This is a genomic window from Curtobacterium flaccumfaciens UCD-AKU (assembly GCF_000349565.1).
GTDB lineage: Bacteria > Actinomycetota > Actinomycetes > Actinomycetales > Microbacteriaceae > Curtobacterium > Curtobacterium poinsettiae.
Genome location: NZ_KB714628.1, coordinates 236752 through 261836 on the forward strand (window position 1 = coordinate 236752; position 25085 = coordinate 261836).

The window sequence follows — 25085 nt, forward strand, 5'->3', positions numbered from 1 at the left end:
ACCCGGTCCCCCCACGCACCGCCACGCGGGACGAGGACGACCGGGGGTCGCGCCTCGTCCGTCGCGGTGGTGGAGGGTTCCGTGGTGACCGCCTACTCGGCCGGCGTCGCCAGGCCGGGGCCCGCGGTGTACGGCCCGTCCGTGGTGTCCTCGGCGACGGTGGTCGCCAGGTCGGCGAGCTCCGCAGCACCGTTCTCGAGCAGCTCGGTCGCCACGCGGCCACCGACCGCGAGCGCCTCGTCGAGACGGTCCTGCGCCGAACCGTCGAGCACGGCCGCGTGCGATGCGGTGCGGTACTCGGTGCCGTCGGGGCGGTAGACGGTCGCGGACACGAGCAGGAGCTCGGTGTCCACGACGGCCGTCGCACCGATCGGAGCGGAGCAGCCGGCCTCGAGCTTGGCGAGCACCTCGCGCTCGGCCGTCACCGTGAGGCGGGTCGGGGCGTGCTCGATCTTGCGGAGTGCCGCGAGCAGCCCCCGGTCGGTCTCGTCCGTGCGGATCTCGACCGCGAGCGCACCCTGCCCGGGAGCACTCGGCCAGAAGCCGAGGTCGAGCAGTTCGGTGGCCGCCGACAGGCGGTCGATGCGCCCCAGGCCGGCGGCGGCGAGCACCACGGCGTCCAGGTCGTCGTCCACCCGACCGAGGCGGGTGTCGATGTTGCCGCGGATGTCGACGACGTCCAGGTCGGGCCGTGCGGCACGGAGCTGCGCGGCACGGCGCGGCGAACCGGTACCGACCTTCGCGCGGTCCGGCAGCGTGTCGACGGTCGCACCGTTCCGGGCGACGAGGACGTCGCGGGCGTCCGCCCGCTTCGGGACGGCACCGATCGTCAGACCCGGGTACGGGGCGGTCGGCAGGTCCTTCAGCGAGTGCACGAGCACGTCGACCTCGCCGGCGACCAGGGCTTCACGCAGGGCACTGGCGAAGACACCGGTGCCGCCGAGCGAGGCCAGGGACGCACGGTTCGTGTCGCCCTCGCTCGTGACGGTGACGAGTTCGACGGGTCGACCGGCCGCCTTCGCAAGGCGGTCGGCGACGTCCTGCGACTGCGCGACCGCGAGCCGGCTGGCACGGGTGCCGAGCCGGATCGGGGCCGGGCGATCGGGGGACGTCGTGTTGGGGTCGTTCACGGGTGCGTCGGTCACGGGGCGACGCCGGCGGCGGCGGGCTTGAACCCCGCTCGCACGTTCTCGCAGCAGCCCGGACGGCACACGTCGTACCAGGGGCCGATGTCGGTCATGTGCGGACGCTCGGCCTTCGGCGTGCCGTTGACCCGCTCGAGCACCAGGTCGACGAGACCGGACACGTAGGCCGGGTCGATGCCGGGGGTCTGCGTGCGGAGCGACCAGAAGCCGAGCTCACCGGCGGTCTCGGTGGCTTCCTCGTCGAGGTCCCACATGACCTCCATGTGGTCGCTGACGAAGCCGAGCGGGACGATCAGCACGGCACGCGTCGGGCCGCCCTTGAGGTCCTCGTTCATGTAGTCGTTGATGTCCGGCTCGAGCCACGGCTGCGTCGGGGGGCCGGAACGCGACTGGTAGACGAGCTTCCAGGCGGGCTTCGACGTGCCCTGCAGGTGGGCGTGCTCGGGCTGCTCGAGGAGCTCGGCCCAGGCCTGGTCGAGCACGACCTCGCCCACGGCGAGGTGCTGCGCCTCGTACGCGCCGTGCTCGTCGAACCCGCGGTAGTCGGGGCCGGAGCGGGCGGCGTCGGTCGAGGGGATCGAGTGCGTCGAGAAGAGCACCTGCAGCTCGGTCGCGACGTCCAGGCCATCGTTCTCGGCGATCGCGCGGGCCATGCCGTCGCGGACGCCGTCGATGAACGGGCGGACGAAGCCCGGGTGGTCGAAGAACTGGCGGACCTTGTCGATCTGGATCGTGTCGATCAGACCGGTCTCGTTGAGCACGCGGGCGTAGTCCTCGCGGTACTGCCGGCAGCTCGAGAACGACGAGTACGCGCTCGTGGCGATGGCGACGAGCTTGGTGTAGCCCTTGTCCGCCGCCTCGGTGAAGGCCTCTTCGAGGTAGGGCGCCCAGTTGCGGTTGCCCCAGAGCACCGGCATGTCGATGCCGCGCGACGCCAGCTCGGCCTCGAGCGCGGCCTTGAGCGCACGGTTCTGCGCGTTGATCGGGCTCACGCCGCCGAAGTGGCGGTAGTGGTGCGCGACTTCTTCGAGCCGCTCGTCCGGGATCCCGCGACCGCGGGTGACGTTGCGCAGGAAGGGGATGACGTCGTCCTGGCCCTCGGGGCCGCCGAAGCCCGCGAGCAGGATCGCGTCGTACGCGGTCGGGGTCTCGACGTGCTCGGGTCCGGACGCTGCCGCTGGGGTCGCGGCGAGGACCTGGCCGTTCGTGATCATGCTGGTGTCGGTCATGACAGCACCTCCGGGAGTTCGGCGGTCGTCACGCGACGACCCGTGAAGAAGGGGACCTCTTCGCGCACGTGCATGCGCGCCTCGGTGTAACGGAGATCGCGCATCAGGTCGACGAGGTCGACCAGGTCCGGGCTCTCGAGCGGCAGGATCCACTCGTAGTCGCTCAGGGCGAAGGTCGCGATGGTGTTCGTGAGCACGCGGCGGTACTTCGCGCCGGCGATGCCGTGGTCGCGGAGCATCTTCGAGCGCTCGTCCTCGGGCAGCAGGTACCACTCGTAGGAGCGGACGAACGGGTACACCGTGATCCACGCCTCGGGGTCCTTGCCGCGCAGGAACGCGGGGGTGTGCCGCTTGTTGAACTCGGCTTCGCGGTGCATGGCCATCACGTGCCACACCGGCTCGGCGTCCTGGAACAGTCCGGTGCGGCGGATCTCGCGCAGCACGGCCTGGATCGCCTGTGCGTCGTCGCCGTGCAGCCAGACCATGACGTCGGCGTCGGCGCGGAAGGCCGAGACGTCGTAGAAGCCACGGATCGTGACCCCGCGCTCGGCGGCGCTGGCGATCACGGTGTCGAGTTCGGCCACGGCGTCGTCGCCGACGCGGTGGATCGGACCGAGGGGCCGGCGGAACACTGCCCAGAGGGCGTACGCCGTCAGCAGGTTCGGGTCGATCCCGGAGTCCGGGTGACCGGTCTCGGCGGGTTCGGCGTGGGGGTGGTCGTTCGCGGGCACGGGCGCGTCGGAGCTCATGGATCCATTGTCCTATCGGTTGCCAGGGTGGTGGCCGCCCCGCCTCCGGTGGACCGCGCTCGGGCGGTCTACCGCCGTCGGAGCACCATCACGACGATACCCCCGACCACTGCCACGCCGGCTGCGAGACCGGCCAGGTAGGGGACGGGCTGCTCGTCGAGGCCGCGCTTGAACCTCGACGCGGCGATCCCGATCTGCTTCGGGACGTTGAGCTTGTCCTCGATCGCGTCGAGGGTGTCGAACAACTGGGCGCGGGTCGCGGCGACGCGGGCAGCGAGATCGTCGTGCGGGTCGGTCACGGTTCCTCCGTCGGTGGTGCGGCTGTCGGGGCTGTCGGCACTCAGGAGCGGCTGTCGACGTCCGGCTTGCGGCTGCCGTACTGCGTCGGCGGGGTCGGCTTCTTGCCGAGGCCCTTGACCGCGTTGATGTCGTTCTTGACGCTGTCGATCGTGCGCTTGGGCGTGAGGGGCAGGCCCTTCTTCAGGCGCTTCCAGCCGACCAGGCCGAGGATCGCGGCGATGACGAGCATCACCACGGCCACCACCAGTGCGGCCAGCCACGCCGGCATCACGGTCGCCAGGCCCATCACGGCTGCGGTCAGCAGGACGCCGATCGCGTAGAGCACCACGACGAGCGCACCGACCAGCAGCCCGGCTGCCAGACCGAAGATCTTCGCCTTCGCGAGCATCTCGGCCTTGAGCAGGTCGATCTCGCCCTTGACCAGGCCCTTGACGAGCTTCGGGACGTCACCGACCAGGCCGAACAGCGAACGCGACTTGCGATCGCGGGTGTCCGTCATGAGGTGGTGGTGTCCTTCTTCTGGCCGACCTTGCGGACGGCCTTCTTGGTGGTCTCACCGATGAACTCGGCGACGTCTGGGGTCTTGTCGGCGATGAAGTCTTCAGCGACGTGCACGCCCTTCTGGACGCCGTTGCTGTTCCAGACCTTGCCGCTGACGGTCTTGATCTGCTCGTACCGCGCCCGTCCGGCTCGCGATCCCAGGACGTACCCGAGTGCGGCGCCGGCGACGAACAGGAGCTTTCCGCGCATGTGCGATTCCTCCGTGCATTGGTTGTGCGGTGGTCATGCACCGAACGGAATACGTCCGGCGGTCTCACCAACAGTAGCCCTCAGGGGCTGCGCGGTCCGCTCAGGAACGAAGGAGCTCGTCGGCTGCCTTCCGGGCCGCGCCGATGATGCCCGCCAGGCCGCGTCCGGTCGAGGCCTCGCCGATGCCGACGACACCCTCGGCCAGCCCGGCTTCGGTCAGGTCCGGCCCGTACCAGCCGACGCGTGCGGCCCCGCTGACGCGGTCCGCCGTGATCGGCACGCCGAGCAGCGTGGAGGCGTCCTGCAGGGCACGGCTGCCGACGGGGTCGGCCGGGTCGACCGGGAGGCTCGTGGCCACGCCCGCCGTGTCCGTCGCGCTGGTCGCGTAGCTGAGTCGCAGGACGTGGCGTCCGTCCGCCACGTCGGCCAGCCACGGCCACTTCACGGTGGCGTGCGTCAGGGCCTTCGCCGAGACGGCCTGCGCGTCCGGGTGCACGAGCATGCCGGTGCCACGCGGGGCGGCGTCGAGCTCCGGCTGGTCGACGACGAGCGTGACGAGCTGGATGCCCGTCCGGTCGGGTGCAGCCGTGCGCTCCGGGTCGGCGACGGAGGAAAAGGTGTGCTGGGCCGGCAGCCGTTCGGTGGTGCCGTCGGCGCGGACGGTCTCCACCGCGTGCGCCTCGATCCGGGTCGCCCGGGTGTGCAGTCGGACGTCGACGCCGTAGGTGGCCATGTCGGCGACGAGTTCGTCCACGAGCCGCACCGTGCCACCGCGGATCCCCTGCACCGGGGTGCCGGCGGCCGCCCGTGCCCGCAGCGACAGGACCGCCCGTGCCAGGGAGCCCTCGCGCAGCAGTGCGGCGCGCAGGCCCGGAGCCACCCGGTCGGGGTCGAGCTGGTCGGGGTGGGTGGAGTGCACGCCACCGGCGATCGGCACCACCAGGTCGTCGAGCACCCGCTCCCCCATGCGCCGGCGGACGAGTTCGCCGAGCGAGGAGGCCTTGGCGCCCACCGGAGCCGGCAGCAACGAGTCCATCTGGGCGCGCAGACCGCCCTGCTGTCCGACCACGGCCAGCACGTCGGCCGCCATCGGGGTGCTCGGGATGCCGAGGAGCCCGGTCGCGGGGATCGGCGAGGTCCGGCCGTCGCGGGTCATCAGCCACGCGCCGCGGGGGTCGGGGGCGACGACGTCGTTGCCCAGTCCCAGCTCGGTCGCCAGGCGGCCGACGGCGTCCGTGCGGGTGGCGAACGAGTCCGCCGCCATGTCCAGGTCGATCCCGCCGACGGTGTGCCGACGGATCATGCCCCCGAGCTCGCCCGAGGACTCGACGAGCACCACGTGGGCGCCGCCCTTGGCCAGGTCACGCGCGGTGACGAGCCCGGCGATCCCGCCGCCGACCACGACGACGTCGGTCATGCGCCGGCTCCGTCCCCGAGGGAGTGGACGAGCTCGACCACGCGGGTCAGGACGTCCGGGTCGGTCTCCGGCGGGACCCCGTGGCCCAGGTTCACGACGTGGGCCCGTGCGGCACCGCCCCGACGGACGACGTCGCGGACGTGCGCTTCGAGGACGTCCCACGGCGCCGATAGCATCGCCGGGTCGATGTTGCCCTGCACGCTGACGCCGGTGCCGACGCGCTGGACTGCCTGGTCGAGGGGCAGGCGCCAGTCGACCCCGATCGCGTCGACGCCGACGGTGTCCGTGCCGAAGGTCGTCATGTCGGCCAGGACCTCGCCGCTGCCGACACCGAAGTGGATGCGCGGGACCCCGAGCTCGGCGACGTACGACATGGCCCGGGCGGAGTGCGGCGCGACGTACCGGATGTAGTCGGCGCGGGAGAGCGACCCGACCCACGAGTCGAACAGCTGCGCGGCCGAGGCCCCGGCGAGCACCTGGGCCCGCAGGAACATCCCGGACACCTCGGCGGCCCAGGCGAGCAGCCGCGACCAGGTCTCGGGGTCGGCGTGCATGAGCGTGCGCGCGCGGATGTGGTCCTTCGACGGGCCGCCCTCGACCAGGTAGGCGGCCAGGGTGAACGGTGCCCCCGCGAAGCCGATCAGCGGGGTGTCGCCGAGCTGCTCGACCGTTCGGCGGACGGCCTGCTCGATGGGGGCGAGGGCCGCGGGGTCGAGCTGCTCGAGCGCGTCGACGTCCGCGGGGGTGCGGATCGGCGACGAGAGCACCGGACCACGACCGGGGACGATCTCGACGTCCACGCCGGCGAGCTTGATCGGCACGACGATGTCGCTGAAGAAGATGCCCGCGTCGACCCCGTGCCGGCGCACCGGCTGCAGGGTGATCTCCGACGCCATCTCCGGGTCGAGGCACGCATCGAGCATGGCTGTGCCGATCCGAAGCTCGCGGTACTCCGGCAGGGACCGTCCGGCCTGCCGCATGAACCACACCGGGAGCGTCTCCGGACGGTCACCCCGCAGGGCCCGTACCAGGCGGGAACCACTCGTCCGCCCTGATGCCAGGGGGTGGGAGTCGGGGAGGGATGTGCTCGTCGCTTCGGTCACCGGATGATTCTCCCATCGAGCGCGTTACCATTGACTACGTGCTCATCTGTCTCACGGCGTCGCATCGCAACGCCAGCTTCGATCTCCTGGAGCGACTGAGCATCGGTGCACCCGCGGCAGCCAGCCGACTCGTCACGGATGCCGGCGTCCTCGACGGTGCAGTGGTCCTCGCGACCTGCAACCGCTTCGAGGCGTACCTGGACATCGCGGGCGACGAGAGCGACTCCGCCGTCTCCGCCACCGTGCAGGCCGTGGCCGCCGCGAGCGACCTCGACGCGACCGAGGTCCTGGACTCCGTCAACGTGCTCGGCGGCAAGGACGTCGTGCAGCACCTGTTCGCCGTGTCGAGTGGTCTCGAGTCCGTCGTCGTCGGCGAGACCGAGATCTCCGGCCAGGTCCGTCGCTCGCTCGAGGACGCCCGGTCGAACGGCACCACCACCTCGGACCTCGAGCGCCTGTTCCAAGAGGCCGCGCACACCTCGCGCGGCGTCAAGACCCGCACCCGCATCGGCGCCGCCGGCCGGTCGCTCGTGCGCCTCGGCCTCGAACTCGCCTCGTCGCGCGTCACCGACTGGGCCCGCACCCGCGTGCTGCTCGTCGGCACCGGCAGCTACGCGGCGACCACCATCGCCGCCCTGCGCGACCGCGGTGCCACGAACATCCAGGTCTTCTCGCCCTCGGGTCGCGCGTCCTGGTTCGCCGCCAAGCACGACCTCGTCGCCACCCGTGACCTGCGCCAGGCCATCGGGGCGAGCGACGTCCTGATCACCTGCACCTCGAGCGAGGTCCCGGTCGTCGCACCGGCCGACCTCGACGACGGGGTCCGCCGCATCGTCATCGACCTCGGGCTCCCCCGCAACGTCGACCCCGCGGCCGCCGGCGTCGACGGCGTCGAGCTGCTCGACCTCGAGACGATCAGCATCCACGCCCCGATCTCCGAGCTGAACGCCGAGTCCGAAGCGCGCGCGATGGTCGACGACGCCGTGTCCCGGTTCCGCGCGCAGGCGATGGAGCAGTCGACGACCCCGGCGCTCGTGGCGTTCCGCAAGCACGTGTTCGACATCCTCGACGACGAGATCGAGCGGGCCAAGCGCCGCGCGGACGCCGACGGCGAGTCCGTCGAGCACACCGAGCGGGCGCTCCGGCACCTGGTCGGCGTCCTGCTGCACCGTCCGTCGGTCCGCGCCCGTGAGCTCGGTCGCGCCGGTCGCGGCGAGGAGTTCGTCGGGGCGATCGACTCCCTGTACGGCGTCCGTCCCGACGCCGAACCGGAGCTGCCGTCGCCCGTCGTCCCGCTGGCCGACCGCACGGCCCTGGACCCGACCACCCCGGGTCGCGACGACCAGGCGGACGCGAGCTGAGCCTCCAGACAGGCGCCCAACCACCCACACTGCGCGTGAGTGCGCTGCTGCTGGTGCGTGACCGACGTGTCCTGATGGTGCGCGCCCGGGCGCGCGACGTGCTCTACCTGCCCGGCGGCAAGGCGGAGCCGCACGAGACCGACGTCGAGGCCGCCGTGCGCGAGGCGTACGAGGAGACCGGCCTGCGGCTGACCGCCGCCGACGTTGAACCGTTCGGCGTCGTGTTCGAGCCCGCCCACGGGCAGGCTCCGGGGACGATGGTCGCGATGACGCTGTTCCTGGTCCGGCCGGGAGGCCCGCTGGACTCCGCCACGCCCGTCGCCTCGGCCGAGGTGGACGAGGTCGAGTGGGTCACCTCCGCCGACGCGGGTCGCTGCCCGCCTGCGGGCGTGGAGACGCTCCGCCGCCTGGTGGCGGCGGAGCTGATCGACTGACCGTCAGGCCTTGTCGGTGTCGGTGTACTCCCCGACCTCGCCGTTCTGTGCCGGCTCGGCCTCGCCGGGGATGTCCGAGTCGACGTACTCGCCATCGGGCCCGGCGCCGTTCGGACGCGCCTCGCCGGGGATGTCGCTCGAGACGAACTCGCCGACGGGCTCCGTCGACTCGACGTGCTCCTCGCCCGGGATCTCGCTGTCGGTGAAGGCTCCGGCGCGGGGCTCGACCCCGTCCGCGCGACCCTCGTCGCCTCGTGCCTGTTCGTGCTTGCCCGTCATGTCCGACCTCCGCTGCTCGGGTTGCTTGCCTCGGAGTGTGCTCGGGGTCCCTGGACGCCGACCGAACCGGATGCGGCGTTCGGTGGTTGCCTGTGCAGCATGCAACGCAGCAGCCGATCCAAGTTCCTGCTCGTCGTGACCGGGCTCGTCGCCGTCGGGACACTGGCGGGGTGTGCCTCGGACGGGCAGCCCGCTGCCACCGAGACGGTCACCGCGCCCGCGCCGTCGCCGTCCGCGTCCGCGCCGGCGTCCGCACCGCAGTCGTCGGACGAGTCCGCCTCGACGGCACCGTCCACCGGTTCCGGGTCGTCCGCCGGTTCCGGTTCTGCTTCCGGTGACCGGTGCCCGGTGTCGTCGCTGGCAGGACGCATCGAGGCCGGCAGCGGTGGTGCCGCCGGCAGCGTCATCGTGCACCTGGTGCTCGAGAACACCGGGTCGACGACCTGCACCGTGCAGGGGTGGCCGGGCGTCTCGTTCGTCGGGGGTGGCACCGGCAAGCAGATCGGTGCGGCCGCGACGCAGGAGAAGAACGCGCCGCACCCGACCGTGACCCTCGCACCCGGCAAGACCGCCGTCGCACCGCTCAAGATCGTCCGGGCCGAGAACTACCCGTCGGGTGACTGCTCGGCGAAGACCCCGGACGGCTTCCGTGTGTACCCGCCCGGGTCGAAGCAGTCCCTGTTCGTGAAGGACACGGACTACAAGGCGTGCGCGTCCGCCGACGCCTCGCTGCTGTCCGTGCAGGCGTTCGTGCCGGAGGGGCAGGCGACGTCGTAGCGGTCGGACGTTCGACGACAGCTGTCGGACGATCCGCGTGCACCGATCCCGGGAGTGGACAGGTCTGTTGCTCACGACGGAACTGACCTATGGTCGTCGTGGGATGGGGGTTCTCTCAGGTTGCCGCAGGTCGGCAGGACCGGAGAGTGCGCTCGTGCCGTGACCACCGCATCGATGCTCTTGGGGGAAACATGACGGATCACAGTTCGAAGAGCGGCCGGGGGATCTCGAGGCGAGGTCTGCTGCAGGGCGCTGCCGTCACGATCGGCGGATCAGCCCTGGCCGGCGCTGCGGCGTCACCGGCGACCGCGGCAGCCACCAAGCCGTTCATCCCGTCGGGACTGACCTACTCCGCGAGCGACCCGCTCGCCGGGTTCTTCCGCAAGGTCGCCGCCGGCACCGCGACCATCGTCACGGCGGGCGACTCGATCACGGAGGCGTTCGGCGCGGCCTCGCCGCAGAAGGGGTACCCGGCACGGGTGCGGGCACGACTCCGCAACGGTGCTGGGCAGGCACCCGGCGGGTTCGACTACGTCCCCGCCCGCTCGCAGTACGCCACGGTCGACAAGCCGCCGACCACGGTGACCTACGTCTCGTACACCGGAGCGAACGGTGCCGCGATCGACCTCCGCTCCGCCACGTACGCAGGCGCGCGGAGCACGAAGTCCGGACTCGGCCGACGAGCCGTCGCGCTGACCGGCACCGGCGTCCGGTCGGCGACGTTCACGCAGCGCTGCACGTCCTTCGTGCTGTCGTGGCGGGCGACGAGCACGCGAGACGCCGTCTCCGTCGCCATCGACGGCACCAAGGTCACCCTGCCGGCGGTCTCCACCGGTGAACAGACCTGGACCAGCCCGAAGTCGGCCTCGGCGGTCCGCACCGTCACGGTGACGTGGCAGAGCGGCGAGCCGTTCCTCGAGGGCTGGCAGCTCTTCGACGGCGACGAGGGCGGTGGGTTCCACGTCCTCGAGGCATCGCAGTCGACCTCGCGCACCGAGGGGTTCTCCCTCGCGTCGTCGGCCGCCAACGGCAACGACACCTGGGCCGATGCGCTCCGTCGCTTCTCGCCCGACCTGATCACGTCGATGTGGGGGACGAACGACTACGGCGTGGTCACCCCCGCGGTGCTGACGCAGCAGACGGTCAACTACCTGGACCTGGTGCACGACCGCAGCCCGGACTCGGCGTTGCTCGTGATCATGCCGTACCAGCTGGGCAAGGCGTCGACCACCGAGTGGGCGAAGTACCGCGCCGCACAGCAGCAGGCGGTGACCACGTTCCGGTCCGCGAACCCGGGTGTCGCGATCGGGTTCTTCGACCTCGGTGCCTACGTGCCACCGTACTTCGGGCAGACCGGCACGACGGGCAACACCTACATGTACGACGGGATCCACCCGAACGACACCGGCTACGACGTCATCGCGGCGATCCTCTACGCCTACCTGACGTCGACACCGGCCTGAGCTGGGGCCCCGTCCGCGTGGTGATCGCGGGCGGGGCGCAGTCCGTGACGAGCGGGAGCTCCGGAACGTGGGCACCGCGAACCGCAGGTACGGACAGGCCAAGGAGCGCCGTCGTGGGGATTCGGGTCGACACGACGGCGCTCACACCACACGTCATCGTGTGCCAGGCGACGCTCGCCCCCGCGCGTCGCCAGCAGCGATGCTCGTCCGGATCCGACCGGGCGTCAAGGAACGATCGTGTACGTGCAGGACGTCCTCGTCATGCCGTCCGCGCACCGGTCGGGCGTCGGTGGTGCACTCCTCGACGCAGCCCTGCAGCGGTACGCCGACGTTCGCCAGACGGTCCTGCTCACCGACACCGAGGCGGGGCAGCGGGCGTTCTACGAGTCGCGTGGCTTCGTCGAGGCCCACGACGTCGAACCCCAGCCGCTGCGCTCCTTCGTGCTCCTGCGCTGAGCGGGGATGGGTCCCGCGACCGATTCCGTGCGGCACCACGGCGTTCCTAGACTCGGACGCATGGGGGCTCGCGCACGGACACGTTCAGCAGGAGCGCTCGCGACCGCGCTCATCGTCGTGCTCACACTCGCCGCGTGCACGTGGTCACCGCCACCGCCGACCGGATCGGAATCGGCACTCGCGAAGCTCATCACCCGGATCGAGCGGTTGCCCGGCGTCGACACGGCCGAGGGCGAGGTCCGTCAGGTCGACGCGAAGGACGACCCGCACAACTGGATCACGTCGCTCGAGGTGCGGGCCGACTCGAGCGACCTCGCCGTCGCCGAACGGATCCGGCACACGGCGGCGCGGGGTGTCAGCGGCACGACGCTGTCGGTGACCCTGGACGTGCCTCGCGGCCGCGCGTCGGCACCGGTCGTCCTCGATCCGATGGACCGCGACGTCGTCGACCTGGCCGGACGGCTGCGTGCGGAGCCCTTCGTGCGCAGGCTCTGGGTGACCCCGTCAGGTTCCACGATCTGGCTCGTGCCGGGCGTCAGCTTCACCGACGCCGTCACGCAGGCCCGTCCGATCGTCGGCGACCACCCGGCCTCGCTGGACCGGGGTGACGTTTCGGTGGGGATCACGGCGACGCACCCCGGGCGAGCACTCCTGCGCACGATCGACGCGTTGGACGGCGACGGTGACCACCACGTCGAGCGCCTGTCCTACTCACCGGGCACGACCTACGCCGACGCTGCGCAGGCCACCACCGACGCCGCCGCTGAGTCCGCCACAGCTGGGGAGGCCGAACGCCCCTCCCTGTCGGTGTCGGGCGGAGGACTCGGCGCCGTCGCCGACGTCCTCGTCCGGACGAAGGACGAAGCCGCCGACGCACACCGCGCTCCGCGCACCGCGTTCTCCGTCGGCCTCGACGGGACGAGTGGCTGGCTCGGACTCCCCCTCGACGCGAAGAAGCCGCAGGACGCCACCGCCCCGGGCACCCCGAGGACGAGCCCCACGCCGGCCCCCTGGGTGCCCGCCGACGTGAGCGACCACGCTGCGACGCTCCGGGCGTTCCTCGAGCGCTCGGCCGACGCCGCCGGGGTCCCCGCGACCGTCACCACGGGCACCGAACAGTGCGCGCCGTCCGGGTCGACCTGGTCGCCCGACGCGACCGGCACCCGCGCGACGGCGTTCAGCATCGTGCCCGTGTTCCAGATCGTCGACGACGCGCAGGGGCCGTTCGACGCCGTGACCGCGCTGTGGACGTCGGAGGGCTTCGAGGTCAGCGGCCGGGCGATGGGCCGGGACTACTGGTCGTCGTCTTCGGATGCGGATCCTGCCACGGCGAGCATCCGGGGCACGGTCGACGGGCTGAGCCTGAGCGCCGAGTCGGTCTGCGTCCCCGGCCCTGACACGGCGACACCGCGTTCCGGCACCCGCCCGTAGCGTCCACGGGTCCGCGGGTCCGCGGGTCTCGGCTCCGCGGACAGTTTCGCCGTCGTGAACCCCGCGAACCGTCCGCCGGACCGAGACTCGGCACGAGCAGCGGCAACAGCAGCGGCAGCGGCAAGCGCGCTCAGCGACGAGCCGGGGCGTGCACCGCCTCGAGCACCTCGGTGCCCATGGTCCGCAGCGCCTCGACCACGGCCAACCGCCGCTGCAACGAAGCGTCGTCGAACGTCACCGTCACGGCGTAGCTGACCGACGAACCGGGCCCCCGCAGGATCCCCGCCTCGGCCCGCACGCCGGTGCTCGACCCGGTGACCGCGACGACCTGCAACCCGTGGTCGAGTGCCCGGTGCGCCAGGGGGTCGAGGCCGAAGGAACCGGCGACCAGGTTCAGGTCGCTCGCCAGGGACAGCCAGCCGAGCACCCGGTTCGACACCGCCTCGTCGACGACCTCGCCGAGTGCCAGGCCGCGCATCACCCACGACAGTTCCCCGGTCGGTGCGACGGACGCGTCGGGGGCGTCGTCCGGCCCGCGGCGGTCCCGCACGCGATCGATCAACGCCGTGCGCTCGATGCCCAGGGACTCCGCGCGCTCGCGGACGGCGTCGATGCCCACCGTCGTCAGCAGCGCGTTCATCGCCCAGGCATCGGCGGTGGCCCCGACCAGGGTCGCCAGGTCGGGTACCTGCATGGTCGGCTCCTGCAGGAACTGCCACAGGCCGGCGCCGGTCGCGGTGTCGCGGGCCATGCGCTGCAGCCGGTCACCGTGCAGGCGGCCGTCCTCGAGCTGGGCGGCGACCTCGATGAGCAGCAGGACGCGGCCCAGGCTCGCGACCGGCTGCACCAGGGTGTCGTCGATCCCGAGCAGTGCCTTGCCGCTCGACGTGTCGATCACCGAGGCACTCACCCCGGCGCCCTCGAGCGCGAGCGCACCGAGGGCCTCGGTGGTGGCGGTGAAGCGGTCGTCGGCCCGGCCGCTGTGCCGCCCACGACCGCGGCCGCCACCCGCTGGGCGGTCGTCCGGTCGCCGGCGGCGCGACGACCGGGCCGCGTCCGACTCCGTCATCACCAGATGGCGACGCGCTCGGCGGGGTCGAGGTACATCGCGTCCTGCTCGGTCACGCCGAAGGTGTCGTACCAGACGTCGATGTTGCGGACCACCTGGTTGCAGCGGAACTCGTTCGGCGAGTGCGGGTCGATCGACAGCAGACGCGCAGCCTCTTCCGGTCGGATCGCCATCCGCCAGGCCTGTGCCCAGCTCAGGAAGAAGCGCTCGGCGCCGGTCAGTCCGTCGACGACCGGGGGCTCCTGACCGTCGAGCGACAGCAGGTACGCCTTCCACGCGATCGACAGGCCACCGAGGTCACCGATGTTCTCGCCGATCGTCAGGGCACCGTTCACGTGGCTGTCGGGCACCTCGGTCGGCACCAGGGCGTCGTACTGGGCGATGAGGGCCTTCGTGCGCTCCTCGAACGCCGCGCGGTCCGCTTCGGTCCACCAGTTCTCGAGCTTGCCGTCGCCGTCGTACTGCGAGCCCTGGTCGTCGAAGCCGTGACCGATCTCGTGCCCGATGACGGCACCGATCGCGCCGTAGTTCGCGGCGGCGTCGCGGTCCGCGTCGAAGAACGGGAACTGCAGGATGGCGGCCGGGAAGACGATCTCGTTGAAGCCGGGGTTGTAGTACGCGTTGATCGTCTGCGGGGTCATGAACCACTCGTCGCGGTCGATCGGCTTGCCGATCTTGCCGAGCTCGCGGTCGACCTGGAACGAGGCGACGGCGCGGACGTTCGCGACCAGGTCGTCGGCGCGGACGGGCAGCGCCGAGTAGTCGCGCCACTTCACCGGGTAGCCGATCTTCGGCGTGAACTTGTCGAGCTTGTCGAGCGCACGGGCACGGGTCTCGTCGGTCATCCAGTCGAGCGCCGTGATGCTCTGCCGGTACGCCTCGACCAGGTTGGCGACGAGGTCGTCCATCTTCGCCTTCGAGGTCTCGTCGAAGTGCTCCTGCACGTAGATGCGGCCGACGGCCTCGCCCATCGCACCCTCGACCAGCGAGACGCCACGCTTCCAGCGCTCGCGCTGCTTGGGCGCACCGGTGAGTGCGGTGCCGTAGAACGAGAAGTTCGTGGCCGAGAACGCGCTCGTCAGGTACGCGGCGGAGCCGCGGATGACCTGCCAGCGCAGCCAGTCCTTCCAGACCTCGAGCGGCTGGTCGTTCAGCAGGTCGGCCAGGCCGGTGATGAACGAGGGCTCGCGCACCACGACGGTCTCGAACGCACCGGCGGGGGCGTCGATGGCCTGCCACCAGGTCTGCAGGTCGACGCCCTTCGCGAGCGCGGCGACCTCGGCCCACGGCAGCTTGTTGTAGGTCTTCTGGCTGTCACGGGTGGTGACGTTGTCCCAGTGCTTCGACGCCAGCGCCGTCTCGAGTGCGACGACGTGCTCGGTGCGGGCGCCGCCGTCGTCGAACCCGGCGAGCGGGAACATCGCCGCGACGAACTCGCGGTACTTCTCGCGGATGTCGGCGAACCGCTCTTCGCGGTAGTACGACTCGTCGGGCAGCCCGAGGCCGGACTGCTCCAGGAACACGACGTAGGACTCGGGGTCGCCCGGGTCGTTGTCGACGAAGAGTTGCAGGAAGCTCGGCAGGCCGAGGCGCTCGAAGCGGCCCACGGCGGCGATGACCTCGGGCACGGAGTCGATGGCGGTGATCTCGGCGAGCAGGTGCTCGATCGGCGCGGTGCCGAGCTCCTCGAGGCGCGCTTCGTCGGTGAACGAGGTGAAGAGGTCACCGACCTTGCGCTCCTCGGTGCCGGGGGCGGCCTGCTGCGAGCGCTCGATGATGTCGCGCACGGCGATCTCGGCGGCTTCGGCGAGCACCGTGAAGGAGCCGTACCGGGCCTTGTCGTCGGGGATCGGCGTCGCCTCGATCCAGGTCCCGTTCACGTGGCGGTACAGGTCGTCCTGGGGGCGCACCGCTGGGTCGAGTTCGTCAGTGTGGATGCCGGAGGCACGTGCGACGTCGGTCATGCGGTCCACGATAGCCACCGACCCCATGGGGCAGGTCGATCCGGGTCGTCACCGGCACACGGCTGCCGGTACGGTCATCGCATGGGACTTCCGTGGAAGCTGCACGGCGACGGCAAGACCGTCTCCGCGACGACGATCGTGGCACCCGACGAACGGCTCACCTGGCCCCGGACGATCGGCCTCGGTGTGCAGCACGTCGTCGCGATGTTCGGCGCCACGTTCCTGGTGCCCCTGATCACCGGCTTCCCGCCGTCGACGACGCTGCTGTTCAGCGGCATCGGCACGATCCTGTTCCTGCTCATCACGGGCAACCGCCTGCCGAGCTACCTCGGCTCGTCGTTCGCGTTCATCGCCCCGATCGGTGCGGCGACCAAGATCGGCGGCATCCCGCTCGCCCTGTCCGGCATCATCGTCGTCGGTGCGCTGCTCGCGATCGTCGGGCTCGTCGTGCACCTGGCCGGTGCCGGCTGGATCGACCGGCTGATGCCCCCGGTGGTCTCCGGCGCGATCGTCGCCCTGATCGGCTTCAACCTGGCTCCGGCGGCCCGCGACAACTTCACGGCGGCCCCGGTCATCGCGCTCATCACCCTCGCGGCGATCATCCTGGTCACGGTCCTGTTCAAGGGCCTGATCGGCCGGCTGTCGATCGTCATCGGTGTGCTCGTCGGGTACATCGCGGCGCTCATCGGTGGCCAGGTCGACTTCTCGAAGGTCGACGCAGCACCGTGGATCGGTCTGCCGGAGTTCACCGCTCCCGCGTTCGACCCGTCGCAGCTCGCGATCTACCTGGCGTTCGTGCCGGTCGTCCTGGCACTGGTCGCCGAGAACGTCGGCCACGTCAAGGGCGTCGGGCAGCTGACCGGCCGTGACCTCACGCCGCTCACCGGTCGCGCGCTCTTCGCCGACGGCATCTCGACCGTGCTGGCCGGCGTCGGCGGCGGCTCCGCCACCACCACCTACGGCGAGAACATCGGCGTCATGGCCGCCACCCGCGTCTTCTCCACCGCCGCCTACTGGGTCGCCGCGATCGCGGCCGTCCTGCTCGGTCTGTCGCCGAAGATCGGCGCCGTCATCTCCTCGGTGCCGGCCGGCGTACTCGGCGGCGCCACCACCGCGCTCTACGGCCTGATCGGCGTCATCGGCATCCGGATCTGGGTCGAGAACCGCGTCGACTTCTCGAAGCCGAAGAACCAGCTGACCGCCGGCATCGCCCTGATCATCGGAATCGCGAACTTCACGTTCACCTTCGGCCAGGCCAGCTTCGGCGGCATCATCGTGGGCACCATCGCCGCGATCGTCGTCTACCACGTGATGGACGTCATCGGCCGGGTCCGCGGCACCGACGAGCCCTCGACCGAGGCCGCCGACCCCGCACACGCCGCCACCGGCGCCGTCCCCGCGGAACCGCGCGCCGACTGACGCGAGTCGTCGGCCGGAACGCGCGTCCGGCCTGACGACGTGGGACCACCGGACTGGAGGCCCGTGGCGGCGCCGCCACTGGCCTCCAGTCCGTCACGGGGTCGCGCCCACCCGCCTGGTGACCACGACGGGTCGGCATCGCCGACAGAATGGGTCGGTGCACCGACCGACGCGACCCGCTGTGACCGCTGAGCGGCGCGCGGTCGACCGCGACATCGTGCGGCTGGCGGTGCCGGCGCTCGGAGCGCTCGTGGTCGAGCCGCTGTTCCTGCTGACGGACACTGCACTCGTCGGGCACCTCGGGGCGACGCCGCTGGCGGCCGTCGGGCTCGCGAGCGCCGTGCTGTCGACGGTGACCGGGCTGCTGGTGTTCCTGGCGTACTCGACGACCCCGGCCGTGGCACGGGCGCTCGGTGGTGGCGACCGTCGCGGAGCCGTGCACGCGGGCATCGACGGGATGTGGCTCGCGCTCGTGCTGGGGGTGGTGCTGGCGCTGGTCGGGTGGCCGCTCGCCGGGCCGCTCGTCGACCTGTTCGGCGCCTCGGCCGAGGTGTCGGCCGCCGCGACCGCGTACCTGACCATCTCGCTGATCGGGCTGCCCGGCATCCTGGTGGTGACCGCCTCGACCGGGCTGCTGCGTGGGCTGCAGGACACGAAGACCCCGCTCGTCGTCGCGACCATCGGGTTCGTCGCGAACGGGCTGCTCAACGCCGTCCTGATCTACGGCGCCGGCTGGGGCGTCGAGGGATCCGCCGCCGGCACCGTCATCGTGCAGTGGGCGATGGCCGTCGTCTACGTGCGCATCGCGGTGCGGGCCGCTCGGTCGTCGGGGGCGCCGCTGCGACCCGGCGCCTCGGGCGTCGCACGAGCACTGCGGTCGGGGGCGTGGCTGTTCCTGCGGACCGCGTCGCTGCGGATCGCGATGCTCGCGACCGTCGGCGCAGCTGCCGGGCTGGGAACCACCGGGCTGGCGACGACGCAGGTCGGGCTGACCGTCTTCTCGACGCTGGCGTTCGCGCTCGACGCCCTGGCGATCGCCGGGCAGGCGCTCGTCGGGCACGGGCTCGGCGGGCGTGACCCGGAGCGGGTGCGACTGGTGACGCGACGGCTCGTGCTGCTCGGGATCGCCGGCGGTGTGCTGCTCGGGGTGCTGACCCTGGCGGTGAGCGGCGTGCTCGGGCCGGCGTTCTCGGACTCGCAGGCGGTGCGGGACGCCCTGCCCGTCGTGCTGGTGCTCATCGCCGTCGGGATGCCCGTCGCCGGGTACGTCTTCGTGCTCGACGGGGTGCTGATCGGCGCCGGCGATGCGCGGTACCTGGCCATCGCCGGAGGCGTGAACCTCGTCGTGTACCTGCCGCTGCTCTGGTGGGCCGGCGGCACGCTCGCGGGGCTGTGGGCGGCCTTCGCCCTCGGGTACATCGGGGTCCGGGCGGTGACGCTCGGGGTGCGGGCGCACCGGCGCGGCTGGGTGGAACAGGCGTTGGCGCGGTGAGCGGGTCTTCTCCGGCTGGGCCCGCTTCGACCGCCGGGTCTGATTCTCCTGCGGCGCCGTCGTCTTCGGTGGCCTCGTCCGCCGTGCTCGCCACGGTCGGCATCGGGGTGCAGGGCGTCGCGAAGCTGCTCGTGACCGTCGTCGTCGGGCGGGTGTTCGGCACCGAGACCCTCGGGCAGACCACGGCGCTGCTGTCGCTCTCGGTGTTCGTCGCGCTGCTCTGGCCGAACGCCGCGGGCAACACTGCATCGCGGTTCCTGGCGATCGCGCTGCGGGGTCGGCGGTCGGACGCCGCAGTGAACCGGCTGCTCGGGGTCTCGATGTTGGTGTCGAGCGTGGTGCTCGCGGCGGTCACCGTGCCGATCGCGCTGGCCTGGGGCAACGGCCCCGGCATGGTGCTCGGTGGTGCCGCGGTCGTCGTCGGCTACGGCCTCTACTGCTACGCCCGCGGCGCGCAGCTCGGCTACGACCGGGCACCCCGGGTCGCGCTGTGGGACTCCGTGACGAGCGTCCTGGCGCTCGGGCTGCTCGTCGTGGCCTGTGTCGCGCGGCTCGAGCCCTTCGTGCTGCTGCCCCTGGCCATCGGGTACACGGTGTTCGCGATCGCCTGCTGGCCGCGGGGCAACGGCTTCGCGCCTGCTTCGCGCGAGCCCGCCGCCGGGGTGCTCGGGTTCGCAGCGTGGAACGTGCTGGCGGTGGTGACCTCGAACGGGTTGCTGCAGTTGACGATGATCTCCGCGCAGGTGACGTCGTCGGCGCACGACGCCGGTGTCTACGCGGCCGCCTTCACCCTGGCGACGCCGGCGTCGATGCTCGGGCAGGCGTTGGGGCAGGTGCTCGTGCCGGCGTTCGCACACCGGACCGATGGTGGATCGTTGCGCTCCCGCGGTGCGCTGCTGCTCGTCGTCGGGTTCGCTGCGGCATCCGCCGTCGTGTTCGGCCTGATCGCTCTGCTCGCCGGGTGGTTCCTGCCGATCGTCTACCCCGCCGAGGGTGCTGCTGCTGTCGCTGACCTGCGGTACCTGATGGTCGCGGTGTGGGTGTTCACCGTCGGGCTCGTGCCGGCGGCGTTGCTGCTCGCCGCTGGACGCTCGCGCCAGGTTGCCCTTGCCTCGGTCGCCGGGTTCGTCGTCGGGGCTGGGCTCATGGCGGTGCTCGGACCCGTCGCAGGTGTCGCGGGCGGCACCACGGGGTTCTTGGTCGGGAGTGCGGTTAACCTGGTCGCGGTGGTGGGGCTCGGGGTGCGCACCAGCGCCGTGCCTCGACAATCCGTCGGGAATGTCGCATGAAGCTCGCACGGAACCACTCGCGGACCCCGCTGCTCACGAGCATCGGGATCGTCGCCGCGGTCGCGTTGGCCGGCTGCTCCGGACACAACGTCCCGACCGATGTCGGAGGCGAACCCTCCGACGCCTCGGAGACCGCCGCGAGACAAGCAGCGGTCGAGGGTCTCGAGGAGCACGACGAACACCGCTTCGTGTCGGCGGTGGGACAGGATCAGCGTTCCGGCGCGGTCACGGCGTGGAAGGTCTGCGAGCCGCTCCTGACACCGGGTGCGAAGGTCACCTCGAACGATGCGGTGATGACGACCATCGTCGGCGTCTTCGTGCACCCTGCCGACAAGCGGGCGAAGGACTGCTGGGTCACGCTGTCGTGGACAGAAGGTCAGGGGTGGAGCATGACGGCTGAACTGTCCGCCGCCGACGACTAGGCCGCACTCGCTTCGTGCGCGGGAGCCCGTGGCCGTGGCCGTGGTTCGGCGAGCTCCCTCGACCCCGCCGGTCAGGGGGTCGATGCTGCGCCGCTACGGGACCAGTTCGAGCACGCCGTCACGCTCCCGGATCGAACCGTGCTCGGGGATCCACACCTGGAGCTCGTCGACGGTGAAGTGCTCGAGCTCGTCGTGGTGGGTGCGGAGGAACGACGCCACCCCCGGCTGCATCGGGAACCGCCCATCCACGCCCTGGACGACTGCAGTGACGTCGTCGGCGTCGCGCTCCCAGGTCCCACGGGGCGGTGGGAAGTACGGCTTCCACGCGACGATGTTGTACCCGCCGAACAGGATGGTGCCGTGGTCGACGCCGCGGGCGCGCAGCTCCGCGTCGAGCCGAGCGATGCCGGCGACACGAGCCTGCGCCACGGCGGCGCCGAGCCGGACGACGGGGGCGACGGCCAGTGCGAGCACCAGGCCCACAGCGGCCACACGGAACAGCGCCTGCCGCCGGCCGGGATGCCTCGCCGGCCAGCCCGCACGCCCGAAGCCGATCCCGGCGAGGGCGATGAGGAGCGGCATCCACGCGTAGTAGTAGTGCCCGAGCGCGACGTGGGACGACGTCAGGAACACGACCTGGGCGCCCAGGCCGATGGCCAGGTACGCCACCAGGCGGTCCGGACGGAACACGAACGCTGCGACCAACCCGATGACCAGGACGAGGACCAGCCACCGACTCGTGCCCTGTGCGAAGTACACGAAGTTCGCCCACCACGGGGCCGACTGGTACTCGTGTCCGAGCAGCCTGATCGTGTGTCCCGTCGCGCTGTGCTCCGACTGGAACTGGAGCATGTGCACGAAGCCGCGACCGAGTCCCACCGGCGCGTACAGCAGGACGAACGCGACGATGAAGGTGCCGGCAGCGATGAGTCCGCCAGTCAGCAGGTCCGACCACCGGCGGAACAGCATCGGCAACGCGATGATCGCGAGCACGACCACGGCCGGCGTCACCTTCGAGGTCACCGCGAGTGCGAGCAGCAACCCGGACGCGGCAGCCCAGAGCCAGCGCCGGCGGTCGACGCCGTTCACCCACCGCCACGCCGCGTACATCGCCGCCACCGCGAAGAACATCATCACCGGCTCGAGCAGGGCCGTGCGGTCCATCCTCGTCGCCACACCCGACCCCGGATCCGCCCAGGCGATGCCGTTGGCCCGTGGGGTCAGCCACCAGAGCGCAGCCGTGATCAGCGCCGCCCAGAAGCCGACGGACCGCCGGAACCACAGGAAGAAGACCAGTCCGATGCCGAACGAAGCGGTCGCTGCGACGTAGCGCGGGCCGAGCGGTCCAGGCCCGCCGAGGGCGAGTTCGGCGAGCCCGAACAGGTACTTCGCGGTCGGCGGGTGCTCGAGGTTCCGGATGAAGACGCCGTGGACGTACTCCCACCCGGAGACGACGTACACGTCCTCGTCGACGTCCACACGCTGCCGACCGACGTGCCAGTACGCGAACACCAACGCCACACCGACCACGATCACGAACATGACGACGCGCAGGAGCTGTTGGCGATCAAGCGATCGTCGAGTGCGATGAGGAGCCGTCACGACCGTCTAGTCTTCCACGCACGCCGACCGCAGCAGCCACGCCACCCCCGACGGACGGACCCGTTTGCCGACCGGCACGACTGCTCGAGCGGCCGGATCAGCAGGGCCGTCCGCGACGCGTACGTCGCCGCTCACCGACCCCACCCCCGACACGATTCAGCCGGCCATTCCTTCGGGTGACCGGCCGTTCTCGCTGATGCTGACGAAGCGATTTTCTGTGGAAGCAGCAAGGTTCGCGGCGCGCCGGGAGAACCGGCTACTCTCCAGCCGAGACGACAGTTCACACCGAGGGGCGGTGTGGCTCGTCCGTGAAGTGGGGAAAAGTGAATACTCCGTTCGTGCTGCCGAGATCGAGAACTCTCTGGCGGTCGCTCGTCCTGATCGTCATGGTCGTCGCGCTTGCACTCGCCTCGATCGTGGCGATGTCGCCACCTCGAGCCGAGGCGGCTGGCGCTTGTGGGACGGCCTGCGACGACATCTCTGCCGACCCGGCAACGCTCGCGAAGCAGCTCGGGGGCTTCGTCACAGCGGGTACCTTCACCGCGACCGCGAACGGCGCCGGCAACACCAACGATCTGTACCGAAACGAGATCCTCCCGATCGCGAACGGGAACCCGACGCCGGGCTGCCAGCTCGACACTCGGGTCCTCCAGACACTCGTCATCGTGACCAAGAAGTTCGGATCGTTGCGGGTCAATGACCTGAACCGTCGTTGCCCGACGATGACGCACCCCGTCTCTTGCGCGAGCAACGAGAGCTCCCTGCACTGCATCGACCCGAGTGTCGCGATCGACTTCGGTTCCGTCGGCGGGTCCACTGTTCAGGGTCCTGACGCACGCACGCACGAGTTGCTGGACTTCCTCGACACCTTCGTCCCGTCCGGCACGCAGGCCGGGCAGTCACAGTGCAGGTCCACCTGGTCCTTCACGAACATCACCCGCCAGTTCGCAGACACCTGCAACCACCAGCACGTCGACTTCAGCAACGTGACCAGCCCGCTGTCGATCTCACCGTCGTCGTACTCCAACGGCACCGCCGTGGCGGTGCGTGCGAACACCGGCACACTGTGGACGTGGACCGGCAGCGCCGGCACCCCGGGCTTCGCCGCGAACTCGGGCCGACAGATCCAGGACGGCACCTCCCCCGCACTTGCACGGGACGGCTCGAACGCCGCAGCCGCCTACGTCGACCCCAGCGGGACGCTCTGGACCTGGAAGGGCAAGGCCGGCACGACCGGCACCGCCGCTTCGGCCGGGGTCGGCGTCAAGCCAGGCACCAGCCCGGACATCGTCTCGCTCGGCGATGGAAACTTCGCCGTCGCGTTCCAAGCGAACACCGGGGATCTCTGGACCTGGAAGGGCACCGCTGGCTCAACGGGCTACGCGCAGTCCACCGGACAGGGCATGAAGGACGGCACCAATCCGTCCATCACCACCGTCGGCAGCGGCGTGTCCGTCGCCTACCAGGCCGAAAGCGGAGGCCTCTGGACCTGGTACGGCCCGGCCGCGACCACCGGCACCGCCAAGAGCGCAGGCCTCGGGATGAAGGACGGGACAAGCCCGGCGATCACACGGGTCAACGGGTCCACCGTCGCCGTGTCCGCGCAAGCGAACACCGGCAAGCTCTGGGTCTGGAGCGGCACACCGCGGACGACGGGGCTCGCCGTGCAGACCGCTGTCGGCATGAAGGCGGGCACCAGCCCGTCGATCACGCTCGTGGGGTCGGAACTCGCCGTGGCAGCGCAAGCGAACACCGGAGACCTCTGGACGTGGCACGGAGCTCCGGGCGATGCCGGGTTCGCACACTCGGCGGACGTCGGTATGAAGACCGACACCAGCCCGTCAGCAGTGACCGAGGGCGACCACCTCGCCGTCGCAGTCCAGGCGAACACTGGCTCGCTCTGGACGTGGACCGGCGACGCCGGCACGGACGGCTTCGCTTCCGCCGGCAACGTCGGCATGCGGAACGACCCCGGGATCGGCTGAACCCGAAACACCGGACCGAAGAAACGCCCTGTCTCCACGCGCTCGGAGACAGGGCGTTTCCCGTCCAACCGCGCCCCCGCTCGACCTGGTCGGTGAGCTCCGCCGCGATCAGGCCGTCCGCGACTTCCAGGCCTGCGGCCCCGCCATCGAAGCGTGACTCCGCCGCGCTTCGGACGCTGGCCTGGGCGGCCCATGCGACGAGCAGGGTGCGCCGCGCCCATGCAGGTCCCGTTCCCCGACGGACCGGACGGGTGGCTCGTCGGTCAGGACTTCGGCGCGACTCCGAAGGCCGAAGGGCTCCTGCCGATGGCGTGCAGCAGCCCGCGGACCTCCCACGACCCGGCTCCGACCTCGACCGCGTGTTCGGCCGACGTGTCGATGCGGCCAGCGGTTGTCCGGTTGTTCGTCCGCGTCACGCCTTTCCAGAGGACGAGTTTCCCGCAGTCCTCCGTGGTGATGACGACCCGCGCATCCTGGCCACCGATGCCACGGTTCGACGATCCGCGGGTGATGCCCTCGGCCGACGTGACGTGGCAGCGGAGCGTGAGCCGGTGGCCGAGGTGGTACGAGCGCAGCGCGGCCGGAGCGATCAGCCCGGCCACGACGGTGACGATGATCACGCCGATCCCGACGACGAACCGGACCACGGCACGAGCCCGTGCGCGAGCCGCGGCCGTCGTCGGTGCGTTCAGCGCGCGATCAGCTCGACGGCCGGTCATCATCGTCCTCTCGCCGGGTGGCCAGTCCATGTTGCCGGACCGCTGGCGTCAGAAGCTGTCCCTCTGAGACGTCCGCTCATGTCAAACCGCCTTCGACTCGGAGCCACGAGCGAGCGATCTCGACCGCCTCATCCCCAAAGCGTGATGGCGACAGCGCGCATCCAACAGCGTGGTCGTCCACAACACCCCGGGCTGTGCCGGAGCCCCATCTGCCACCGCGAACAACGAAC

The 25085-nt window shown here is 71.2% G+C and carries 23 protein-coding genes and 1 pseudogene; 11 read left to right on the top strand and 13 right to left on the bottom strand.

What is annotated here, in order from left to right; translation table 11 throughout:
• Nucleotides 1-92: 92 nt before the first annotated feature.
• The 8 genes from hemC to hemE form a co-directional block, all read right to left on the bottom strand.
• Nucleotides 93-1145 (bottom strand): hydroxymethylbilane synthase, encoded by a 1053-nt coding sequence (gene hemC, locus H489_RS31090; protein ID WP_235045686.1) that lies wholly within the window; start codon nt 1143-1145, stop codon nt 93-95.
• Nucleotides 1142-2374: a ferrochelatase gene (locus tag H489_RS31095; RefSeq protein WP_017887723.1), complete on the bottom strand. Its 1233-nt coding sequence runs from the start codon at nt 2372-2374 to the stop codon at nt 1142-1144. The genes hemC and H489_RS31095 overlap by 4 nt, the downstream gene beginning before the upstream one ends.
• Nucleotides 2371-3123 (bottom strand): hydrogen peroxide-dependent heme synthase, encoded by a 753-nt coding sequence (gene hemQ / locus H489_RS31100; RefSeq protein ID WP_017887724.1) that lies wholly within the window; start codon nt 3121-3123, stop codon nt 2371-2373. Before hemQ ends, H489_RS31095 begins: the two co-directional genes overlap by 4 nt.
• 68 nt (nt 3124-3191) lie before the next feature.
• Complete coding sequence (locus tag H489_RS31105) at nt 3192-3422, bottom strand: DUF3618 domain-containing protein (RefSeq protein WP_017887725.1); 231 nt, start codon at nt 3420-3422, stop codon at nt 3192-3194.
• Between the two features lie 41 nt (nt 3423-3463).
• Nucleotides 3464-3922, bottom strand: coding sequence for a phage holin family protein (locus tag H489_RS31110; RefSeq protein ID WP_017887726.1), 459 nt, complete (start codon nt 3920-3922; stop codon nt 3464-3466).
• Nucleotides 3919-4173 (bottom strand): hypothetical protein, encoded by a 255-nt coding sequence (locus tag H489_RS31115; protein ID WP_017887727.1) that lies wholly within the window; start codon nt 4171-4173, stop codon nt 3919-3921. Before H489_RS31115 ends, H489_RS31110 begins: the two co-directional genes overlap by 4 nt.
• A 100-nt stretch (nt 4174-4273) precedes the next feature.
• Entirely contained in the window at nt 4274-5590 is a 1317-nt protein-coding gene (locus H489_RS31120; RefSeq protein ID WP_017887728.1) for a protoporphyrinogen/coproporphyrinogen oxidase, read from the bottom strand.
• On the bottom strand, nt 5587-6693 hold the full coding sequence (hemE, locus tag H489_RS31125; protein ID WP_031260073.1) for a uroporphyrinogen decarboxylase: 1107 nt from the start codon (nt 6691-6693) through the stop codon (nt 5587-5589). Before hemE ends, H489_RS31120 begins: the two co-directional genes overlap by 4 nt.
• A 38-nt stretch (nt 6694-6731) precedes the next feature.
• Between hemE and H489_RS31130 the strand changes: the two genes are divergently transcribed.
• Together H489_RS31130 and H489_RS31135 are read left to right on the top strand one after the other, a co-directional pair.
• Nucleotides 6732-8054 (top strand): glutamyl-tRNA reductase, encoded by a 1323-nt coding sequence (locus tag H489_RS31130; RefSeq protein ID WP_017887730.1) that lies wholly within the window; start codon nt 6732-6734, stop codon nt 8052-8054.
• Between the two features lie 35 nt (nt 8055-8089).
• Nucleotides 8090-8488: an NUDIX hydrolase gene (locus H489_RS31135; protein WP_017887731.1), complete on the top strand. Its 399-nt coding sequence runs from the start codon at nt 8090-8092 to the stop codon at nt 8486-8488.
• Nucleotides 8489-8491: 3 nt separating this feature from the next.
• Here H489_RS31135 and H489_RS31140 read toward each other — a convergent pair whose 3' ends face one another.
• Nucleotides 8492-8767: a hypothetical protein gene (locus tag H489_RS31140; RefSeq protein ID WP_017887732.1), complete on the bottom strand. Its 276-nt coding sequence runs from the start codon at nt 8765-8767 to the stop codon at nt 8492-8494.
• A 99-nt stretch (nt 8768-8866) separates the two neighbouring features.
• Here H489_RS31140 and H489_RS31145 point away from each other — a divergent pair, with 99 nt between their 5' ends.
• The 4 genes and pseudogenes from H489_RS31145 (at nt 8867) to H489_RS31155 (ending at nt 12894) form a co-directional block, all read left to right on the top strand.
• Nucleotides 8867-9544 carry a DUF4232 domain-containing protein gene (locus H489_RS31145; RefSeq protein WP_017887733.1) on the top strand — a complete coding sequence of 226 codons (678 nt, stop codon included), beginning with the start codon at nt 8867-8869 and terminating at the stop codon, nt 9542-9544.
• A 191-nt stretch (nt 9545-9735) separates the two neighbouring features.
• Complete coding sequence (locus H489_RS31150) at nt 9736-11007, top strand: SGNH/GDSL hydrolase family protein (protein ID WP_017887734.1); 1272 nt, start codon at nt 9736-9738, stop codon at nt 11005-11007.
• Between the two features lie 228 nt (nt 11008-11235).
• Nucleotides 11236-11463: pseudogene (locus H489_RS0119485) on the top strand (GNAT family N-acetyltransferase); the annotation flags it as partial.
• Nucleotides 11464-11523: 60 nt separating this feature from the next.
• A complete protein-coding gene (locus H489_RS31155) occupies nt 11524-12894 on the top strand; it encodes a hypothetical protein (protein WP_017887736.1) in 1371 nt (456 codons plus the stop codon).
• A 130-nt stretch (nt 12895-13024) separates the two neighbouring features.
• On the opposite strand, the gene H489_RS31160 is transcribed toward H489_RS31155, so the two are convergent.
• Nucleotides 13025-13963, bottom strand: a complete 939-nt coding sequence (locus H489_RS31160; RefSeq protein WP_017887737.1) for a serine hydrolase — start codon at nt 13961-13963, stop codon at nt 13025-13027.
• On the bottom strand, nt 13963-15927 hold the full coding sequence (locus H489_RS31165; RefSeq protein WP_031260081.1) for a M13 family metallopeptidase: 1965 nt from the start codon (nt 15925-15927) through the stop codon (nt 13963-13965). The genes H489_RS31160 and H489_RS31165 overlap by 1 nt, the downstream gene beginning before the upstream one ends.
• An 81-nt stretch (nt 15928-16008) precedes the next feature.
• Between H489_RS31165 and H489_RS31170 the strand changes: the two genes are divergently transcribed.
• The 4 genes from H489_RS31170 to H489_RS31185 all read left to right on the top strand — a co-directional run bounded on the left by H489_RS31170 (nt 16009) and on the right by H489_RS31185 (nt 20549).
• Entirely contained in the window at nt 16009-17346 is a 1338-nt protein-coding gene (locus H489_RS31170; RefSeq protein WP_017887739.1) for a uracil-xanthine permease family protein, read from the top strand.
• A 181-nt stretch (nt 17347-17527) separates the two neighbouring features.
• Nucleotides 17528-18838: an MATE family efflux transporter gene (locus H489_RS31175; RefSeq protein ID WP_017887740.1), complete on the top strand. Its 1311-nt coding sequence runs from the start codon at nt 17528-17530 to the stop codon at nt 18836-18838.
• A gap of 83 nt (nt 18839-18921) precedes the next feature.
• Entirely contained in the window at nt 18922-20127 is a 1206-nt protein-coding gene (locus H489_RS31180; RefSeq protein WP_152427293.1) for a lipopolysaccharide biosynthesis protein, read from the top strand.
• Nucleotides 20124-20549 (top strand): hypothetical protein, encoded by a 426-nt coding sequence (locus H489_RS31185; protein ID WP_017887742.1) that lies wholly within the window; start codon nt 20124-20126, stop codon nt 20547-20549. Before H489_RS31180 ends, H489_RS31185 begins: the two co-directional genes overlap by 4 nt.
• 93 nt (nt 20550-20642) lie before the next feature.
• Here the strand turns inward: H489_RS31185 and H489_RS31190 are convergent, their stop codons facing one another.
• On the bottom strand, nt 20643-22091 hold the full coding sequence (locus H489_RS31190) for a phospholipid carrier-dependent glycosyltransferase (RefSeq protein ID WP_017887743.1): 1449 nt from the start codon (nt 22089-22091) through the stop codon (nt 20643-20645).
• A gap of 398 nt (nt 22092-22489) precedes the next feature.
• Here H489_RS31190 and H489_RS36965 point away from each other — a divergent pair, with 398 nt between their 5' ends.
• Entirely contained in the window at nt 22490-24136 is a 1647-nt protein-coding gene (locus tag H489_RS36965) for a hypothetical protein (RefSeq protein ID WP_152427294.1), read from the top strand.
• Between the two features lie 263 nt (nt 24137-24399).
• Here H489_RS36965 and H489_RS31195 read toward each other — a convergent pair whose 3' ends face one another.
• On the bottom strand, nt 24400-24783 hold the full coding sequence (locus H489_RS31195; RefSeq protein ID WP_152427295.1) for a hypothetical protein: 384 nt from the start codon (nt 24781-24783) through the stop codon (nt 24400-24402).
• Between the last annotated feature and the right edge of the window lie 302 nt (nt 24784-25085).